We start from the raw sequence: 16,888 nt of genomic DNA, 5'->3' as shown, positions 1-16,888 counted from the left end.
GGTCCCCGTCACCGACTCGGACGGCCGTCTGCGGGACACAAAGGTGCCAAGGGCCGAGTCTAACGGGGTGGAGGTGTACGGATGCGCCCGTGCTCCTCAGGCGAGATACGCCGGAGCCGCCACGGGCAACGTAAATCGGAACTCGGCGCCGGCGCCGGGGGCGCGGCCGACCGTGATGGTGCCGCCGTGGGCTTCCACGATGCCCTTGACGATGTAGAGCCCGAGGCCCGTGCCACCGCGCTTGCTGCCCCGCCAGAAGCGGGTGAAGACGCGGTTCATGGACTCCTCCGGGATGCCGGGCCCCTCGTCGCTCACCGTGACCGACGTGGCTGCGTTCTCGGCGTACTCGCCCTCGCGGAGGGACGCCGTGGCCGTGACGTCGATGGTGACAGTTCCCTCGCCGTGCCGCACGGCGTTTTCCAGGAGGTTGCTGAGCACCTGGTCGATCTTGTCGGGGTCGGCCCACAGATCGGGCAGCGGCTGCTGGACACGCAGCAGGAACCGGTCGGCGCTCTGCCCGGCGGCGACGTAGGCCTGGATGTGACGGCCGACGGCGGCGCCGATGTCGACGGGCTGGCGCCGCACCTCCAGCCGGCCGGAGTCGATCCGCGAGATGTCGAGGAGCTCGGCGATGAGCCGGGTGACCCGGTCGGCGTCGGCGTCGACGGTCTCCAGCATCAGCCGCTTCTGGTCGTCGGTGAAGCGTTCCCACTTGGCGAGCAGCGTGGCGGTGAAGCCCTTGACGGAGGTGAGCGGGGAGCGCAGTTCGTGGGCGACGGTGGCGATCAGCTCGGCGTGGCTGCGCTCGGTGCGGCGGCGGGCCTCGGTGTCGCGCAGGGTGACGACCAGGCGCCTCAGGGGCCCGGTGGGCCGGGTGCGGACGTAGCGTGCGCAGACCAGCACCTCACGGCCGCCGGGCAGGAGGAGGTTGCGCTCGGGCTGTCCGACCCGGATCGCGAGCCCGCCGTACGGGTCGGTCAGCTGCCACCAGCGTCGCCCCTCCAGGTCCTCTAATGGCAGGGCCTTCTCCAGGGGCTGCCCGAGGGCGTCCCGGGCGCGGACGGCGGTGATGCGCTCGGCGGCGGCGTTGAAGCAGACGACCCGGCCCTGCTCGTCGGCGACGACGAGTCCGTCGGGCAGCATGTCGGGGTCGATGCCCAGGTCGGCGAGATCACCGGGCGGCCGGGACGCGGCGGGCGGGCTCCCGGCGCCCTGCCCCGGTGCGCTGCTCGTGCCCACGCTCATCCCCGTACCCCACCTCCAAGGCTCCGCAGAGGGGTCCCTGAGCTGGTCACCCTACTAGTTCCCGGTGACGGAGCGGCACCCTCCGGCGGCGCGCTGTGCACGCGCCGACGCATAGAGACATACGGCGGCGGCGGTGGCGAGGTTCAGACTCTCGGCCTTCCCGTGGATCGGGACGCGGACGACGGCGTCGGTGAGGGCGCGAGTCTCCTCTGGCAGGCCCCAGGCCTCGTTCCCGAAGACCCAGGCGGTCGGCCCGCCCATGGTGCCCTTGTCGAGCTCGTCGTCGAGGTCGCGGTCGCCGGCCCCGTCGGCGGCGAGGACGCGCACACCGGCGGCCCGCAGCCCTTCGACCGCCCGCTCCACGGGGACGCCGACGGCGACGGGCAGGTGGAACAGGGAGCCGACGGAGGCGCGGACGGCCTTGGGGTTGTACACGTCGACGGAGGCGTCGGTCAGGACGACGGCCTCGGCACCGGCGGCGTCGGCGCAGCGCAGCACGGTCCCGGCGTTGCCCGGGTCGCGGACGTTGGCGAGGAGGGCGACGAGCCGGGGGCGCGCCGCGAGGACCTGCTCGAAGGGCGTGTCCAGGAACCGGCAGACGCCGACGAGGCCCTGCGGGGTGACGGTGGTGGAGATGTCCGCGATGACCTGCTCGGCGGCGAGATGCACCCGGGCACCGGCGTCCCGGGCCGCCCCCACGATGTCGGCGTACCGCTCGGCGGCCTCCAGCGTGGCGAACAGTTCCACTAGCGTGGCCGCACCCTGGGCCAGGTGCCCGGCGGCTTCCCTTACCGCCTGCGGGCCCTCCGCGAGGAACAGCCGCTCCTTGCCCCGGAAGTTCCGCTTCGCCAGCCGCCGCGCCGCCGAGACGCGGGGGGAGCGGGGGGAGATGAGCTCGGGGGTGGCGGGGGGCATGGCGTTCGCTTTCTCAGTGGCTGGGTGCACAGCAGGACCCGCAGGCCGCTCGGGCCTGCGGGTCCTTCCGTCACATCGGCTCGGAGCCGGCGTCAGGCCGCCTTGGGGGCGTTGACGTCGCTCGGCAGCGCCTTCTGGGCGACCTCGACGAGCGCGGCGAACGCACCGGCGTCGTTGACGGCCAGCTCGGCCAGGATCTTGCGGTCGACCTCGACGTTCGCGGCCTTCAGACCCTGGATGAAGCGGTTGTAGGTCATGCCGTTGGCGCGGGCAGCCGCGTTGATGCGCTGGATCCACAGCTGGCGGAAGTCACCCTTGCGCTTCTTGCGGTCGTTGTAGTTGTAGACCAGCGAGTGGGTGACCTGCTCCTTGGCCTTGCGGTACAGGCGCGAACGCTGACCGCGGTAGCCGGAGGCCTGCTCGAGGATCGCCCGGCGCTTCTTGTGGGCGTTCACTGCCCGCTTGACGCGTGCCACTTTTTAACTCCTTGTAGCGGGGCCGCGGTGGTCCTCACACGGCCCGGTATCGATTGGGTCCCGGTCCTGACGTACGGCGCTCAGGCGCCGGAGCGTCACTTGCCGAGAAGCTTCTTGATCTTCTTGGCGTCGCCCGGGGCCATCTCGGCGTTGCCGGTGAGGCGACGCGTCACGCGGGACGACTTGTGCTCGTTGTAGTGGCGAATGCCGGCGCGCTCACGGAGCACCTTGCCCGAGCCAGTGACCTTGAAGCGCTTCCTGGACCCGCTGTGCGACTTGTTCTTCGGCATAACGCCGTACTCTCCTCGTCGGTGGCGCTCCGGTGCCCGGTCGCGAAACCGGGCACGGTGGAGCGTCGTCTTGTTTCGGTTGCTTCCTGGGACTTGCGTCCCGGGAGTCACGCCTCGGCGGGCTCCTCAGCCGGCGCCTCGGCTTCCGCGGCGTTCTGCGAGCGGCCGGGGTTGGCCTTCGCCTCCGCCTTGCGGGCCTCCTGCGCCTGGCGAGCCTCGGCCATCGCCTCGGTCTTCTTCTTGTGCGGACCGAGGACCATGATCATGTTCCGGCCGTCCTGCTTCGGGTTCGACTCGACGAAACCGAGGTCCTGGACGTCCTCCGCGAGCCGCTGGAGCAGTCGGTAGCCCAGCTCGGGCCGGGACTGCTCGCGACCACGGAACATGATCGTGATCTTGACCTTGTCGCCCTGCTTGAGGAACCGAACGACGTGACCCTTCTTGGTGTCATAGTCGTGCGGGTCGATCTTCGGCCGGAGCTTCATCTCCTTGATGACCGTGTGCGCCTGGTTCTTGCGCGCCTCACGGGCCTTCATGGCCGACTCGTACTTGAACTTCCCGTAGTCCATGAGCTTGCACACGGGCGGACGGGCGTTCGCCGCGACCTCGACCAGGTCCAGGTCGTACTCCTGCGCAAGCTCCAGTGCCTTGGCCAGGGGGACGATGCCCACCTGCTCGCCACTGGGACCGACAAGTCGCACCTCGGGAACGCGAATCCGGTCGTTGATGCGGGGCTCGGCGCTGATGGATCCTCCTCGGTAGCACCACGCGACGGTCTGGCGGACGGCCGCGTAACGTCTCTGTTCGATAGACCTAACCGCGTCGAAGCACAAAAAATGCCCCGGACGATTCCCAGGCGGGGCTCCTCGAACTACCGGAGCACCGCCGCGGGGAGCCGCGGGGCGCGATTTCGGACGGATCGCCGCCGCTGGGGCGGGACCGCCTGACCGGTGACCCGCCACCCTGGGGGCGGTCAGGTGGGAGTTCGAAAGCCTCCACTTGTGGGTCGGGCTCGCGGGCCGCGAGGCATACGGGTCCGACCGGTCGTTAACCGAGATTACCAGCAACGGCCAGGAACGGCTAATCGCGGCGCCCCGGGCCCTGGTACGGCGCCCGCCCGGCCTGCGCCTATCGTGTGGGGCATGAGTGAGACCCCTCCTGAGTCCCCCGACTTCGACGCCATGGCCCGTGACATCGCCGAGGTCCCGGCCGTCGAGGTGATCGTGACGGTCGCCGTCAACCTGATGAGCGCCGCCGCGGTGAAGCTCGGTCTGACCGAGGAGGGCGCCCAGCACAAGGACCTGGACGAGGCCCGCAAGCTGGTGCACGCGCTGGCCGGTCTGCTGGACGCGTCCGCGACCGAGATCAGCTCCTTCCACGCCTCGCCCCTGCGCGACGGCCTGAAGTCGCTCCAGCTGGCCTTCCGCGAGGCGTCGCTCGTCCCGGACGAGCCGGGCAAGGGGCCGGGCGAGAAGTACACGGGCCCGGTCTACGGCTAGGTCTACGGCTAGGTCGCGTCCGACAGATCCCGCCTCAGCGTTCGTACAAGGGCTCGCCCGGTGGCGTCGCCCCGGCCGGCAGCAGTGCCAGGTCGAGGCCGCGCACCAGGCGGGCCCTCAGTGTCTCGTCGGCGGCGAGCCGCCGGGCGACCGCCTGGGCCGTTTCGGCGGGGGCGGCGGCCGGGTCCAGGACCAGGGCGAGGGTGCCGTCGGCCTGGCCCGGGCCGAGGTGGGCCCGCAGGACGGCGGGCTCGGCGGCCACGGCGTCGCGTACGGCCCCGACGACGGCCGGGTCGGCGAGCGGGTCGGTGGTCGCACGGCCCTCCGCGAGGGCGAGCAGGGCGGGCCCGGTCAGTTCGAAGGGCACGGGCCCGGCCAGGTCGAGCACGACCGTGTCCGCCTTCTCGTGCGCGGCGGCCTGGAGGGCCTGGTGCAGGGGTACGGCGACGGGGCGGGCCGCCGGGTCCCAGCGGGCGAGGGAGTCGGTGGAGGTGAAGGCGGGCAGCGCGGTGCGGTTCCCGGCCTTCAGGGTCGGTACGGCCATGTCGCTGGTCTTCTCGCGGCGCAGCCCCCGCTCGTCCTGTTCGACCTCGCCGAGCACGGCGACGACGGGGACGAGCAGCCGGGCGCCCTTGAGGGCCTCGAGGACCGGGCCCACGGCACCCCGGTCTTCCGACCAGGCGGCGAGTGCCGCGCTCAGCCGGGGGTCGGCGGAGCCGTCGTCGTCGGAGAAGCCGGAGTCGGGGATGTTCTTGTTCGCCACGGTCGTCGACCCTATCGGCCGGATGCCGCCCCTCCGGCGGGCGGCCCTGCCGGCCGGCAAAGTGCCCGGGGGTCAGAACTCGTCGTGGCCGGCGCGGCGGCCGCGCCACAGGACCACGGCCGCGACCAGCAGGACGCCGCCCGCGCTGCCCGCGAGGGGGGCGGCCCAGTCGGCTGTGTCGTCGCCGGAGCCGGTGGCGTCCGGGCCGCTGCCGAAGTACTTCGCGCCGTACGCCGCCGAGTGGAGGCCCTGCGGCTTCAGCCGGTCGGCGGCCTTGATGGCGGCGGCCGGGTCGACGAAGCCGAAGCCGCGGGAGTCGTCGCGGCCCCCTGACGGGGCGTTGCGGGCGGTGTCCTCCAGGAGCGACTTGACCTGGGCCGGGGTCAGATCGGGGCGGGCGGCCTTGACCAGGGCGGCGGCGCCGGAGACGAAGGCGGCGGCGGCGCTGGTGCCCCAGCCCTCGTAGTACTTGTGGTCGGGGTCGGCGATGACGACGTCGACGCCCGGGGCGCTGACCGTGGCGTACCAGCGGCGGGTGGAGAAGGGGGCGCGGGTTCCGGCGCGGTCGACGGCGGTGGCGGCGATGACGCCCGGGTAGGCGGCCGGGTAGGAGATGCGGTCGCCCTTCTCGCCGCCGTTGCCGGCGGAGGCGACGACGATGACGCCCTTCTTCAGGGCGTACTGGATGGCCTGGTCCTCGGCGGGTTCCGGATGCGCGGAGGCGGAGTCGTCGCCGAGGGAGAGGTTGATGACGTCGGCGCCGTGGTCGGCGGCCCAGCGGATGCCGTCGGCGAGGGCGTTGCCGCGGGTGCTGCGGGCTTTGGCGCGGGAGGGGTCGCCGTCCTCGAGGATCACGCGGACGGGGAGGATCTTCGCCTCGGGAGCGATGCCGATGACGCCGTCGGCGCCGCCCGGGCCGTGGCCGTGCCCGGCGATGATGCCGGCCATGGCGGTGCCGTGCCGGGCCCAGGCGCGGTCGCCGGGTTCGGCTCCGAAGCCGACCAGGTCCTTGCCGGTGAGGACGTTGCCGATCAGGTCAGGGTGGTCGGCCTCGACGCCGGTGTCCAGGACGGCGACGGTGACGCCCTCGCCCTTCGTGGTCCGCCAGGCCTCCTGGGTGTGCATGGCCTCCAGGGCCCACTGCTGGGCGCGGATGCCGTCGGCGTGGGCGGTGGCGGCGGGGGCCAGGACCAGGCCGGCGGCGAGGAGAACACTCAGGAACCCGCCCGCGCGGGACATGACGGGTTTCACGACGGCTGCTCCGTGGCCGAGCGGACGTTCTTGCGCAGGCCGCGTTCGACGCGGTCGGCGAGGCCCTGGGCCTCGTGGCCGAGGCCGGCCTGGGCGGGGGCGGTGGTGGCACCGGGCTGCGCGGCGTCCCCGGCGGGCTGCGGGTCGTCGACGGTACGGCCGTCGGCCCAGCCGGAGACGGCGTAGACGACGACCGGGGCGTCGGTCAGCACGGAGACGGTCCAGGCGGCGCGCTGCTCCGGGCCGAAGCGGGCGGCAGGCGTGTCCTTCGCGGCGTACGGCAGGGGCATCAGGTCGCTGCGGCGGTCCAGGCGCTCCTTGCGGAAACGGTTCGCGAGGGAGGTCATGCCCGGGGCGTCGGCCGTGGTGAAGAGCAGGCCGACGGTGGTCACGTAGCTCTCGGTGGCGTCGGTGTAGGTGGCGCGCAGGAGCCGCTCGCAGCCGACAGGGGCGAGGGCCTTGCGCAACAGGGGGTCGAAGGCGTCCGCGCAGCCGCTGTCCGGGGCGACGGCGATCCGGGTCCAGGTGCGGTCGGCTCCGCCGGGGCCGGCGCCCTGGCCCTGCACGGTGGGCGGGAACAGCTGGTCGACGGGCACGCTGTGCCAGAGGCTGCCGGCCGCGGCGAAGGTGCTGGGCGTGCCCTCCTCCCCGGAGTCCCCCACGAGCCAGCTCCCGGTGACCGCGCCCGAGATGAGTCCCAGCCCGAGGACGAGACAGACGGCGGCAGCGGCGGCCTGGGACGCCCCGCGCCGCCCGAGCGGCCGGGGCCGCGCGTCGCCGTCGTACCCCTCGGGCTCCCCGAACGACACGACGGGGCGCATGCCGGAGGGCGCAGGTGCGTTCCAGGAGAGGGACGGGTCGGGAGAGACGTCGGCGGGCATCCGCATGCCACGCCCGGTGGTGGTGCCGGCGGCGGCCTGCGGCTCCCGCGAGGGGCGCGGCGGAACACCGGGCCGCGCGGAACCGGGACGGCCGAAGGATTCAGCAGGCCCGGAGGGCGACGGGTCGCCGGGGACCGGTCGCAGGCGTGCGGTCGTCTCGGAGGAGTTCTCGCCAGGGGCGCCGGTACGGCGTGACGTAGGGGTGTACCCCGGCCGGCCGGACAAGCCCTGTGTGGGCAGGTGCCGCGGTCGCGGCGGGACGTCGGGCGGCGTGGACGACCTGTTCGCCCCTGGTCGCGTCACACGCCCGACACCGCTCTGCCCGTCCGGGAACCGGTCGGAGGCGCGGGGTGGGGGCGGGGCGGTGGGTTCGGTACGGCGGGGGGTTGTGGGCTCGGTACGCCGGGACACGGTGGGTTCGCCGCCGCGGGGGGTAGTGGGCTCGGTACGCCGGGACACGGTGGGTTCGCCGCCGCGGGGGGTAGTGGGCTCGGTACGCCGGGGTGCGGCGGGCTCGCCACCGCGGGATCCGGCGGCATCGCCACGGCGGGGTGCGGCGGTCTCGTCACGGCGGGAAGCAGCAGGCTCATCGCCGCGGGGAGGAACAGACTCACCACGCCAGGACACAGCCGACTCGCCACTGCCGGGCGCGACCGGCTCACCACGGCGGGATCCGCCGGCATCACCACCACGCGGAGCACCGATCTCACCACGCCGGGAAGCAGCGGACTCATCGCCACGGGGAGGAACAGACTCACCACGCCAGGACACAGCCGACTCGCCACTGCCGGGCGCGGCCGGCTCACCACGGCGGGATCCGGCGGCATCACCACCGCGCGGAGCACCGATCTCACCACGCCGGGAAGCAGCGGACTCATCACCGCGGGGAGGAACGGACTCACCACGCCAGGGCGGAGCAGGCTCACTGCCGCGAGGAGCAGCGGACTCACCACGCCAGGGCGTGGCAGGTTCCGTGCGGCGGGACGTCGTGGTGGTGAAGTTGGGGAAACGAGGGCCGGGGTTGGAGGTGTCGCCTCGGGCGGCAGGATCCGACGAGTCCGTGTCTCGCTCCGGCGCCGAGGCCGGGTCGGAAGGTGCCGCCTGGGTGTTCTCGGGCGGGGCCGGGGGGTGTGAGGGGCGTGGAGGGAAAGAGGCACGCTGCGCTTCCGTGCTCATGCACCCCCCGTTTCCTCACCCGGGCCGCTGCGTACCGCGCGGGCCGGTGTCGTCCTGCCCGAGGCCCGGCACTGAGTCGTCCCGGGCACACATACCCGCACGGAGGGAGCGTCATCCCGGCGCGGAAGTCCGGCCGGCGCCGCTCCGCCGTACGTGCGCGTCACTCTACGGCTTGTTCCTGCGTGAACGGGAACCAGTCCACGAGCCCGGGGCATCTGCCCGGAACGTCCCCCTACCCTGCGGTAATCCAGTCTGGCAGGCTGCGTTCATGACTGCGCGCGCCTCCGACCGGGCCCGTTACGACCGGGCCACCGCCCATCTCGACGCCCCCCTCGCGATCGTGGACCTGGACGCCTTCGACGCCAACGCCGCCGACCTGGTCCGTCGCGCCGGGGGCAAGCCCGTCCGGGTCGCCAGCAAGTCCGTGCGGTGCCGGGCGCTGCTGGAACGCGTCCTGGCCCGGGACGGTTTCGCGGGGATCATGTCGTTCACCCTCGCCGAGTCGCTGTGGCTGGCGCGCTCCGGGTTCGACGACGTGCTGCTCGCCTACCCGTCCGCCGACCGGGCCGGGTACGCCGAACTCGCCGGTGATCCCAAGCTCGCCGCCGCCGTGACCGTGATGGTCGACGACGTCGCCCAGCTGGATCTGATCGACGCCTCACGGGGTGGTGGGCGTGAAGTCGTGCGGGTCTGCCTGGAGTTGGACACCTCCCTGAAGCTGCTCGGCGGGCGGGTGCGCGTGGGCGCCCGGCGTTCGCCGCTGCACTCCCCCGCCGAGGTCGCGGCCGTGGCCCGGGCCGTGGCCCGCCGGCCGGGTTTCGAGGTCGTGGGGATCATGGCGTACGAGGGGCATGTCGCCGGTGTCGGGGACGCCGTGGCCGGGCGTCCGCTGCGGTCCCGTGCCATCCGGCTGATGCAGGCCGCCGCCAGGCGTGAACTCGCCGAGCGGCGCGCGGAGGTGGTGCGTGCGGTGCGGGCCGTCGTGCCGGGGCTGGAGTTCGTCAACGGCGGCGGCACCGGCTCGGTGCAGCACACGGCCGCCGAGGACGCCGTCACCGAGATCGCCGCCGGGTCGGGACTGTACGTGCCGCGGCTGTTCGACAACTACACGTCGTTCAGCGGCCGTCCGGCGGCCCTGTTCGCCCAGCCCGTCGTACGGCGGCCGGGGGTGGGGGTGGTGACGGTCCTCGGTGGCGGGTATCCCGCCTCCGGCGCGGCCGGGCCCGACCGGCTGCCCGTGCCGTATCTGCCGCAGGGGCTGCGCTACGACCCTCAGGAGGGGGCCGGTGAGGTGCAGACGCCGCTGCTCGGTTCGCCCGCCGACGACCTGCTGATCGGTGACAAGGTGTGGTTCCGGCACGCGAAGGCCGGTGAGCTGTGCGAGCGGTTCGACGTGCTGCACCTGGTCGAGGGGGACGCCGTGACGGCGACCGTGCCGACATACCGCGGCGAGGGCCTTACGTTCCTCTAGGGCCCTAGGCGTCAGTCCGGCGGGCCGATGCTGCTGCCCACGCCGCCGCCGGTGTCCGCGTCGCCGAACGGCCGGATGCCCTTGGTGATGCGGTCCATGTCGGCGAGCGGCGGTCCGTCCTCGCCCGCGTCGAAGACGTAGCGGACGAGCACCGGTGACTCGGTGCCGACGCTGGACGGGAAGACGAGCGACTGGACGTAGCCGCCCGGCCCCTTGGCGGTCTCGACACGCCAGCGCACGAGGTACCCGGCGCGGCCCGCCACCGCGACCGGCCCGGATTTCACGACCTGGTGGGATGTCATCCCCCCGTAGAGCTCGCGGCCGAGCGTGTCGCGGTCGTAGGCCTCGTCGGCCGCGTCCTTGATGTCCGCCTTGGCGAGGGCCTCGGGGGACTTCTCGTCGTTCTCGGTCACCGTGCGGGAGAAGACCATGCCGTGGCGGCACAGGCCGACGCCGCCGGGGCAGTCGTAGGTGCCGTCCGTCGTCATGACGACGTCGTCCTGCGCCACGTACTGCGGGCGGACCCAGCCGTCGAGCAGCGGGAAGGTGACGCCGTTGAGCTGGTCCTCGACGACGGCCGGGTCGTCGGCGGACGGCTCGGACGGGGACGGGGACGCCTCGGGGGTCGTCGCCGACGGGCCGTCCGGGTCCGGGGGCGCGGACGTCGGAGCCGTCCGCGTCCTGGCATCCTCCCCGTCGTGGCTCAGCACGACGGCTCCGGTGACGATCGCCGCGACGAGGACGGCTCCGGCGGCGACGAGGGCGACGGCCTTCGCGCGCCCGGTGCCGCCGCCCGGGGGCGGGGGCACCGGGCCCGCCTGGGCCCCGGGCGCACGGCGGTGCTCGGTCCAGGCCGTGCCGTCCCACCAGCGTTCCAGATGGGGGCCGTGCGGGTCGGGGTACCAGCCGGGCGGTGGCGTCATGCTCATCCCGGCACTGTAGAGCGCGAGCCCGGCCGTCCGGGCACGGCTTCTACAGGGGTGTGACGTACGCCCCCGCGATCCCGCCGTCGACCAGGAAGTCGGTGGCGTTCACGAAGGAGGAGTCGTCGCTGGCGAGGAAGGCCACGGCGGCGGCGATCTCCTCGGCCTCGGCGAACCGGCCCAGCGGGATGTGCACCAGGCGGCGCGCGGCGCGCTCCGGGTCCTTGGCGAACAGCTCCTGGAGGAGCGGGGTGTTGACCGGGCCGGGGCACAGGGCGTTGACCCGGATGCCCTCCCGGGCGAACTGCACGCCCAGCTCACGGGACATCGCGAGGACGCCGCCCTTGGAGGCCGTGTACGAGATCTGGCTGGTGGCGGCGCCCATCCTGGCCACGAAGGACGCCGTGTTGATGATCGAGCCCTTGCCCTGGCGCCGCATGTACGGGATGGCGGCCTTGCAGCAGAGGTAGACGGAGGTGAGGTTGACCTCCTGGACGCGCTTCCAGGCCTCCAGGCCGGTCTCCAGGATGGAGTCGTCGTCGGGCGGGGAGATGCCGGCGTTGTTGAAGGCGATGTCGACGCTGCCGTAGGTGTCGTGGGCCGCCCTGAAGAGGGCCTCGACCTGCTCGGGGTCGGTGACGTCCACCTTCACGAAGATGCCGCCGGTCTCCTCGGCGGCGGCCTTGCCGCGGACCTCGTCGACGTCGCCGCAGACGACGTGGGCTCCTTCGGAGGCGAGGCGGCGGGCGGCGGCGAGGCCGATGCCGCTGCCGGCTCCGGTGACGACGGCGGTGCGGCCGACCAGCCGGCGGCAGATGCTTTCCTGAGCGGTCACAGTGCGGGGCCCTCCGTGCTGATGAAGACGTTCTTGGTTTCGGTGAAGGCGGCCAGGGCCTCGGGGCCGAGCTCACGGCCGACGCCGGACTGCTTGTAGCCGCCGAAGGGGGTCCAGTAGCGGACGCTGGCGTGGGAGTTGACGGACAGGTTGCCGGCGCGGACGGCCTGGGAGACGCGCAGGGCGCGGCCGACGTCCCGGGTCCAGATGGAGCCGGAGAGGCCGTACGGGGTGTCGTTGGCGAGGCGGATCGCGTCGGCCTCGTCGGTGAAGGGCAGCAGGACGGCGACCGGGCCGAAGATCTCCTCGCAGGCCGCCGCCGAGTCGGGCCGCTCCCCGGTGAGCACGGTCGGCGGGAACCAGAAGCCGGGCCCCTCGGGCGCGCTGCCGCGCAGTGCCGGGGCGTCCTCGGGCACGAAGCCCTTGACGCGGTCGAGTTGCTGCCGCGAGATCAGCGGGCCCATCTGGGTCTTCTCGTCGGCCGGATCGCCCACCACCACGGCGGCCAGCGCCTCGGCGAGCAGCTCGCGGACCTCGTCGTACACCGGCTCCTGGACCAGGATGCGGGTGCGGGCGCAGCAGTCCTGGCCGGCGTTGTCCAGGAAGGAGAAGGGGTCGACGGCGGCCTTCAGGTCGGCGTCGGCGAAGACGATGTTCGGGCTCTTGCCGCCGAGTTCGAGGGTGACCGGCTTGACCTGCTCGGCGCCGAGCGCCGCGACCCGCCGGCCGGTCCGGGTGGAGCCGGTGAAGACGATCTTGGCGACGCCGGGGTGGCGTACCAGCGCGTCGCCGGTGACGGCGCCGTGTCCGGGCAGGACCTGGAAGAGGTGCTCGGGGAGCCCGGCCTCCAGGGCGAGTTCGGCGAGGCGCAGGGCGGTGAGCGGGGTGGTCTCGGCGGGCTTGAGGAGGACCGCGTTCCCGGCCGCGAGGGCGGGGGCGGTGCCCCAGGCGGCGATCGGCATGGGGAAGTTCCAGGGCGCGATCACGCCGACGACGCCGAGCGGTTCGAGGATCGTGACGTCGAGCCCGCCGGGCACCGGGATCTGCCGGCCGGTGAGCCGCTCCACGCCCCCGGCCGCGTAGTCCAGCAGGTCCCGGACGTTGCCCGCCTCCCAGCGGGCGTTGCCGAGGGTGTGGCCGGCCTCCCGGACCTCCAGGCGGGCCAGTTCCTCCAGGTGCTCGTCGACGGTGGCCGCGAAGCGGCGCAGCAGCCGGGCGCGGTCGCCCGGGGCGAGGGCGGCCCAGGCGGTCTGGGCCCGGGCGGCGCGGGCGACGGCCGTGTCGACGTCGGCGGGGCCGGCCGCCGCGATGGCGGCGATGACCTCCTCGGTCGCGGGGTTCAGTACGTCCATCACGTGCTCGGAAGACAACGAGGGCCTCACATGCGTTCGAAGGAGCGGCGCAGCTCCCAGTCGGTCACCGCGGCGTCGAAGGCGTCCAGTTCGACGCGCGCCATGTTGCGGTAGTGCGCGACGACCTCGTCCCCGAAGGCGGCCCGGGCGATGGGGCTGTTCTCCCAGAGCTCGGCGGCCTCGCGCAGGGTGGTGGGGACGTGGGCGAAGTCGGCCGTGTAGGCGTTGCCGGGGCAGGGCTCGGGCAGTTCCAGCTTCTGCTCGATGCCGTGCAGTCCGGCCGCGACCAGCCCGGCCACGGCGAGGTAGGGGTTGACGTCGCCGCCGGGCAGCCGGTTCTCGAAGCGCATCGAGCGGCCGTGGCCGACGACGCGCAGCGCGCAGGTGCGGTTGTCATGGCCCCAGGCGACGGCGGTCGGGGCGAAGGAGCCGGGCTGGAACCGCTTGTAGGAGTTGATGTTGGGGGCGTAGAGGAGGGAGAAGTCGCGCAGGGCGGCGAGCTGGCCGGCGAGGAAGTGGCGCATGACGTCCGACATGCCGTCCTCGCCGTCCCCCGCCATGGCGTTGGCGCCGTCGGCGTCGGCGAGCGAGAGGTGGATGTGGCAGGAGTTGCCCTCGCGCTCGTTGTACTTGGCCATGAAGGTGATCGACATGCCCTCCTGGGCGGCGATCTCCTTGGCGCCGGTCTTGTAGACGGCGTGCTGGTCGCAGGTGACCAGGGCCTCGTCGTAGCGGAAGGCGATCTCGTGCTGGCCGGGGTTGCACTCGCCCTTGGCGGACTCCACGGTGAGGCCGGCGGCCGCCATCTCGTTGCGGATGCGGCGCAGCAGGGGCTCGATGCGGCCGGTGCCGAGGACGGAGTAGTCGATGTTGTACTGGTTGGCCGGGGTCAGGCCTCTGTAGCCCGCGTCCCAGGCCTGTTCGTAGGTGTCCTTGAAGACGATGAACTCCAGCTCGGTGCCGACCTGGGCGGTGTAGCCGAGGTCCGCGAGGCGCTCCAGCTGGCGGCGCAGGATCTGGCGGGGTGCGGCGACCACGGGCGAGCCGTCGTTCCAGGCGAGGTCGGCGTGGAGCATGGCCGTGCCCTCGTTCCAGGGGACGCGGCGCAGGGTGCTCAGGTCCGGGTGCATGGCGAAGTCGCCGTAGCCGCGGTCCCAGGAGGACATCGCGTAGCCGTCGACGGTGTTCATCTCGGTGTCGACGGCGAGCAGGTAGTTGCAGCCCTCCGTGCCGTGCTGGAGGACCTCGTCGAGGAAGAAGCGCGCGGCGAACCGCTTGCCCTGGAGCCGCCCTTGCATGTCGGGGAAGGCCAGGACGACAGTGTCGATCTCACCGCCGGCGACGAGGGCGTGCAGTTCCTCGACGCTCAGCGGGGGTGTGCGGTCTGCCACGGGAGGGCCTCCTTGGCTCCTTGGGTCCGCCGGGAGCCATAAGGTATTCCTGAGAACCATTGCTTGGGAAGGGGGTACGGCCACATGCCGGAGGAAGCTGACGGCGAGATGCGGGACGGGCTGACGCCGGTACTGCGGCCGGTGCGCGCGGGCAACGGCTTCGAGGAGGCGCTGGAGCAGATCCTCCAGGTCGTACGGCTGGGCCTGGTGCCGGGGGGTGAGCGGCTGCCGGCCGAGCGGGAGCTGGCGGAGCGGCTGGGGATCAGCCGGGTGACGCTGCGCGAGGTGCTGAAGGTGCTCCAGGACCAGGGGCTGGTGGAGTCGCGGCGGGGCCGGTACGGCGGCACGTTCGTGCTCCCCCGCACGGACGCCGGCGGCGAGGACGAGCTGCGGCGCCGGATCGCCGAGGTCGACATAGAGGACGTACTGCGCTTCCGGGAGGTCCTGGAGGTGGGCGCGGCCGGGCTGTGCGCGGCGCACGGGCTGGACGACAAGCAGGCGCGGCGGCTCCGGGAGGCCCTGGCGCGCACACAGGACGCCCCGCTCGCCGACTACCGCCGCCTGGACACGCTGCTGCACCTGACACTGGCCGAGCTGTGCGGCTCGCCGACGCTGACCGCGCAGTACGCGGCGGTACGGGCCACGGTGAACGACCTGCTCGACTGCATCCCGCTGCTCGTGCGCAACCTGGAGCACTCGCAGCGGCAGCACACCGCCCTGGTGGAGGCCGTGATCGAGGGCGACGCCGACCAGGCGCGGGAGATCACGCGCGAGCACTGCGCGGGGACGGCGGCGCTGCTGCGCGGCTTCCTCGGCTGAGCAGTGCTGAGCAGTGCCGAGCCGTGCCGAGCCGTGGGCGGCGTGAGGATTTACGGGCGATTAACGCACGGGTCTTGCCATCCCCGGGTCGGCACCGAAAAGGTATGGATCCATTCCATTGAGCCGGAGCTCGGGAGTCTGCCCATGTCCCAGGAATCCACCAGCCCACCCGCCGCCGCGCAGGCGGACGACTATCTGGAACGCAGGGCACTGCGCCGCGGCAGCGCCGGCTGGGTGCTGCTGACCGGACTCGGCGTCGCCTACGTCGTCTCCGGTGACTACTCGGGCTGGAACTTCGGCCTGGCCGAGGGCGGCTTCGGGGGCCTGGCGATCGCCATGGTGCTGATGGGCGCCATGTACGCGTGCATGGTCTTCGCGCTCGCCGAGCTGTCCTCGATCCTGCCGACGGCGGGCGGCGGCTACGGCTTCGCCCGCCGGGCGCTGGGCCCGTGGGGCGGCTTCCTGACCGGTACGGCGATCCTCATCGAGTACGTGCTCGCGCCCGCCGCCATCGTCATCTTCATCGGCGACTACGTCGAGTCGCTGGGCCTGTTCGGCCTGGAGTCCGGCTGGCCGATGTACCTGGTCTGCTTCGCGATCTTCCTCGGCATCCACCTGTGGGGTGTGGGCGAGGCGCTGCGCTTCAGCTTCGTCGTCACCGGCATCGCGGTGGCCGCGCTGATCGTGTTCGCGCTGGCGGCCCTGCCCGACTTCTCGATGGCCTCGCTGGACGACATCCCGGTCGACACCGCCGCCGCGGGGTCGAGCTCCTGGCTCCCCTTCGGTCTGCTGGGCATCTGGGCGGCGTTCCCGTTCGGCATGTGGTTCTTCCTGGGCGTCGAGGGCGTGCCGCTGGCCGCCGAGGAGACCAGGGATCCGGCCCGCACGCTGCCGAAGGCGATCCGCTGGTCGATGGGCATCCTGGTCGTGCTGGCGGTGGTGACCTTCGTGGCGGCCGCCGGTGCGCGCGGCTCCGCCGCAATCCAGGAGGCGGGCAACCCGCTCGTCGAGGCGCTCCAGCCGGACGGCAGGGCGACGACCCTGAGCCGGATCGTGAACTACGCGGGCCTGGCCGGTCTGGTGGCGTCGTTCTTCTCCCTGATCTACGCGGGCTCGCGGCAGCTGTTCGCGCTGTCCCGCGCGGGCTATCTGCCGCGCTTCCTGTCCCTCACCAGCCGCCGCAAGGCGCCCTACCTGGGCCTGCTGGTGCCCGGCACGATCGGTTTCCTGCTGGCGGCGGTGTCCGGGAACGGCGCGCGGATGCTGAACATCGCGGTCTTCGGCGCGACCATCTCCTACGCGCTGATGTCGCTGTCGCACATCGTGCTGCGCCGCCGCGAGCCGGAGCTGCCGCGGCCGTACCGCACACCCGGCGGGGTGCTGACCTCCTCCGTCGCCCTGGTGCTGGCCTGCGCGGCGCTGGTGGCGACGTTCCTGGTGGATGTGACGGCGGCGGTCATCGCGCTCGCGGTGTACGTCGTGGCTCTCGCGTACTTCGGCCTGTACAGCCGCAAGCGGCTGGTGGCGAAGGCGCCGGAGGAGGAGTTCGCGGCGCTGGCCGCGGCCGAGGCAGAGTTGACACGGGACTGAGGCGTCGATCG

At 72.9% G+C, this 16,888-nt stretch carries 16 protein-coding genes; 4 read left to right on the top strand and 12 right to left on the bottom strand.

What is annotated here, in order from left to right; genetic code table 11:
* Positions 1-96: 96 nt before the first annotated feature.
* The 5 genes from ACFZDA_RS28515 to infC all read right to left on the bottom strand — a co-directional run bounded on the left by ACFZDA_RS28515 (position 97) and on the right by infC (position 3,672).
* A complete protein-coding gene (locus ACFZDA_RS28515) occupies positions 97-1,245 on the bottom strand; it encodes an ATP-binding protein (protein WP_391086856.1) in 1,149 nt (382 codons plus the stop codon).
* Positions 1,246-1,299: 54 nt separating this feature from the next.
* The gene (locus ACFZDA_RS28510) at positions 1,300-2,160 is read right to left on the bottom strand and encodes a TrmH family RNA methyltransferase (RefSeq protein WP_391086853.1); all 861 of its coding nucleotides are present in this window, start codon (positions 2,158-2,160) and stop codon (positions 1,300-1,302) included.
* Between the two features lie 92 nt (positions 2,161-2,252).
* Complete coding sequence (rplT, locus tag ACFZDA_RS28505) at positions 2,253-2,636, bottom strand: 50S ribosomal protein L20 (RefSeq protein WP_003989074.1); 384 nt, start codon at positions 2,634-2,636, stop codon at positions 2,253-2,255.
* 95 nt (positions 2,637-2,731) lie between these two features.
* The gene (gene rpmI / locus ACFZDA_RS28500; RefSeq protein WP_086563630.1) at positions 2,732-2,926 is read right to left on the bottom strand and encodes a 50S ribosomal protein L35; all 195 of its coding nucleotides are present in this window, start codon (positions 2,924-2,926) and stop codon (positions 2,732-2,734) included.
* Positions 2,927-3,033: 107 nt separating this feature from the next.
* Positions 3,034-3,672, bottom strand: a complete 639-nt coding sequence (gene infC / locus ACFZDA_RS28495; RefSeq protein ID WP_107118544.1) for a translation initiation factor IF-3 — start codon at positions 3,670-3,672, stop codon at positions 3,034-3,036.
* A 396-nt stretch (positions 3,673-4,068) separates the two neighbouring features.
* On the opposite strand from infC, the gene ACFZDA_RS28490 reads away from it, so the two are divergent.
* Positions 4,069-4,425 carry a DUF1844 domain-containing protein gene (locus tag ACFZDA_RS28490; protein ID WP_082319848.1) on the top strand — a complete coding sequence of 119 codons (357 nt, stop codon included), beginning with the start codon at positions 4,069-4,071 and terminating at the stop codon, positions 4,423-4,425.
* A 34-nt stretch (positions 4,426-4,459) separates the two neighbouring features.
* On the opposite strand, the gene ACFZDA_RS28485 is transcribed toward ACFZDA_RS28490, so the two are convergent.
* The 3 genes from ACFZDA_RS28485 to ACFZDA_RS28475 form a co-directional block, all read right to left on the bottom strand.
* Entirely contained in the window at positions 4,460-5,188 is a 729-nt protein-coding gene (locus ACFZDA_RS28485; protein ID WP_391086849.1) for an SseB family protein, read from the bottom strand.
* A 72-nt stretch (positions 5,189-5,260) separates the two neighbouring features.
* Positions 5,261-6,427: a type VII secretion-associated serine protease mycosin gene (gene mycP, locus ACFZDA_RS28480; protein WP_391087248.1), complete on the bottom strand. Its 1,167-nt coding sequence runs from the start codon at positions 6,425-6,427 to the stop codon at positions 5,261-5,263.
* Positions 6,428-6,435: 8 nt separating this feature from the next.
* Positions 6,436-7,248, bottom strand: a complete 813-nt coding sequence (locus ACFZDA_RS28475; protein WP_391087245.1) for a hypothetical protein — start codon at positions 7,246-7,248, stop codon at positions 6,436-6,438.
* Positions 7,249-8,764: 1,516 nt separating this feature from the next.
* Here ACFZDA_RS28475 and ACFZDA_RS28470 point away from each other — a divergent pair.
* Positions 8,765-9,967, top strand: a complete 1,203-nt coding sequence (locus ACFZDA_RS28470) for an alanine racemase (protein ID WP_391086847.1) — start codon at positions 8,765-8,767, stop codon at positions 9,965-9,967.
* A gap of 11 nt (positions 9,968-9,978) precedes the next feature.
* Here ACFZDA_RS28470 and ACFZDA_RS28465 read toward each other — a convergent pair whose 3' ends face one another.
* The 4 genes from ACFZDA_RS28465 to ACFZDA_RS28450 are packed head-to-tail and all read right to left on the bottom strand — an operon-like array spanning position 9,979 to position 14,468.
* Positions 9,979-10,890, bottom strand: coding sequence for a DUF2510 domain-containing protein (locus ACFZDA_RS28465; RefSeq protein WP_391087242.1), 912 nt, complete (start codon positions 10,888-10,890; stop codon positions 9,979-9,981).
* Positions 10,891-10,939: 49 nt separating this feature from the next.
* On the bottom strand, positions 10,940-11,725 hold the full coding sequence (locus ACFZDA_RS28460) for a 3-oxoacyl-ACP reductase (RefSeq protein ID WP_391086845.1): 786 nt from the start codon (positions 11,723-11,725) through the stop codon (positions 10,940-10,942).
* Positions 11,722-13,077: an aldehyde dehydrogenase family protein gene (locus ACFZDA_RS28455; RefSeq protein WP_391086842.1), complete on the bottom strand. Its 1,356-nt coding sequence runs from the start codon at positions 13,075-13,077 to the stop codon at positions 11,722-11,724. The genes ACFZDA_RS28460 and ACFZDA_RS28455 overlap by 4 nt, the downstream gene beginning before the upstream one ends.
* Before the next feature lie 26 nt (positions 13,078-13,103).
* Positions 13,104-14,468 carry a glutamine synthetase family protein gene (locus tag ACFZDA_RS28450; protein WP_391086841.1) on the bottom strand — a complete coding sequence of 455 codons (1,365 nt, stop codon included), beginning with the start codon at positions 14,466-14,468 and terminating at the stop codon, positions 13,104-13,106.
* Positions 14,469-14,552: 84 nt separating this feature from the next.
* Between ACFZDA_RS28450 and ACFZDA_RS28445 the strand changes: the two genes are divergently transcribed.
* Both ACFZDA_RS28445 and eat read left to right on the top strand, forming a co-directional pair.
* Positions 14,553-15,287 carry an FCD domain-containing protein gene (locus ACFZDA_RS28445; RefSeq protein ID WP_391086839.1) on the top strand — a complete coding sequence of 245 codons (735 nt, stop codon included), beginning with the start codon at positions 14,553-14,555 and terminating at the stop codon, positions 15,285-15,287.
* 144 nt (positions 15,288-15,431) lie between these two features.
* Positions 15,432-16,877, top strand: coding sequence for an ethanolamine permease (gene eat, locus ACFZDA_RS28440; RefSeq protein ID WP_391086837.1), 1,446 nt, complete (start codon positions 15,432-15,434; stop codon positions 16,875-16,877).
* The last annotated feature ends 11 nt before the right edge of the window (positions 16,878-16,888 follow it).

Origin of the sequence: Streptomyces sp. NPDC007991, assembly GCF_042958445.1 — a bacterium.
In the GTDB taxonomy this organism is placed as follows: domain Bacteria; phylum Actinomycetota; class Actinomycetes; order Streptomycetales; family Streptomycetaceae; genus Streptomyces.
Note: the sequence above shows the minus strand (reverse complement) of the source record. Positions and strands in the feature narration are given on the sequence as shown.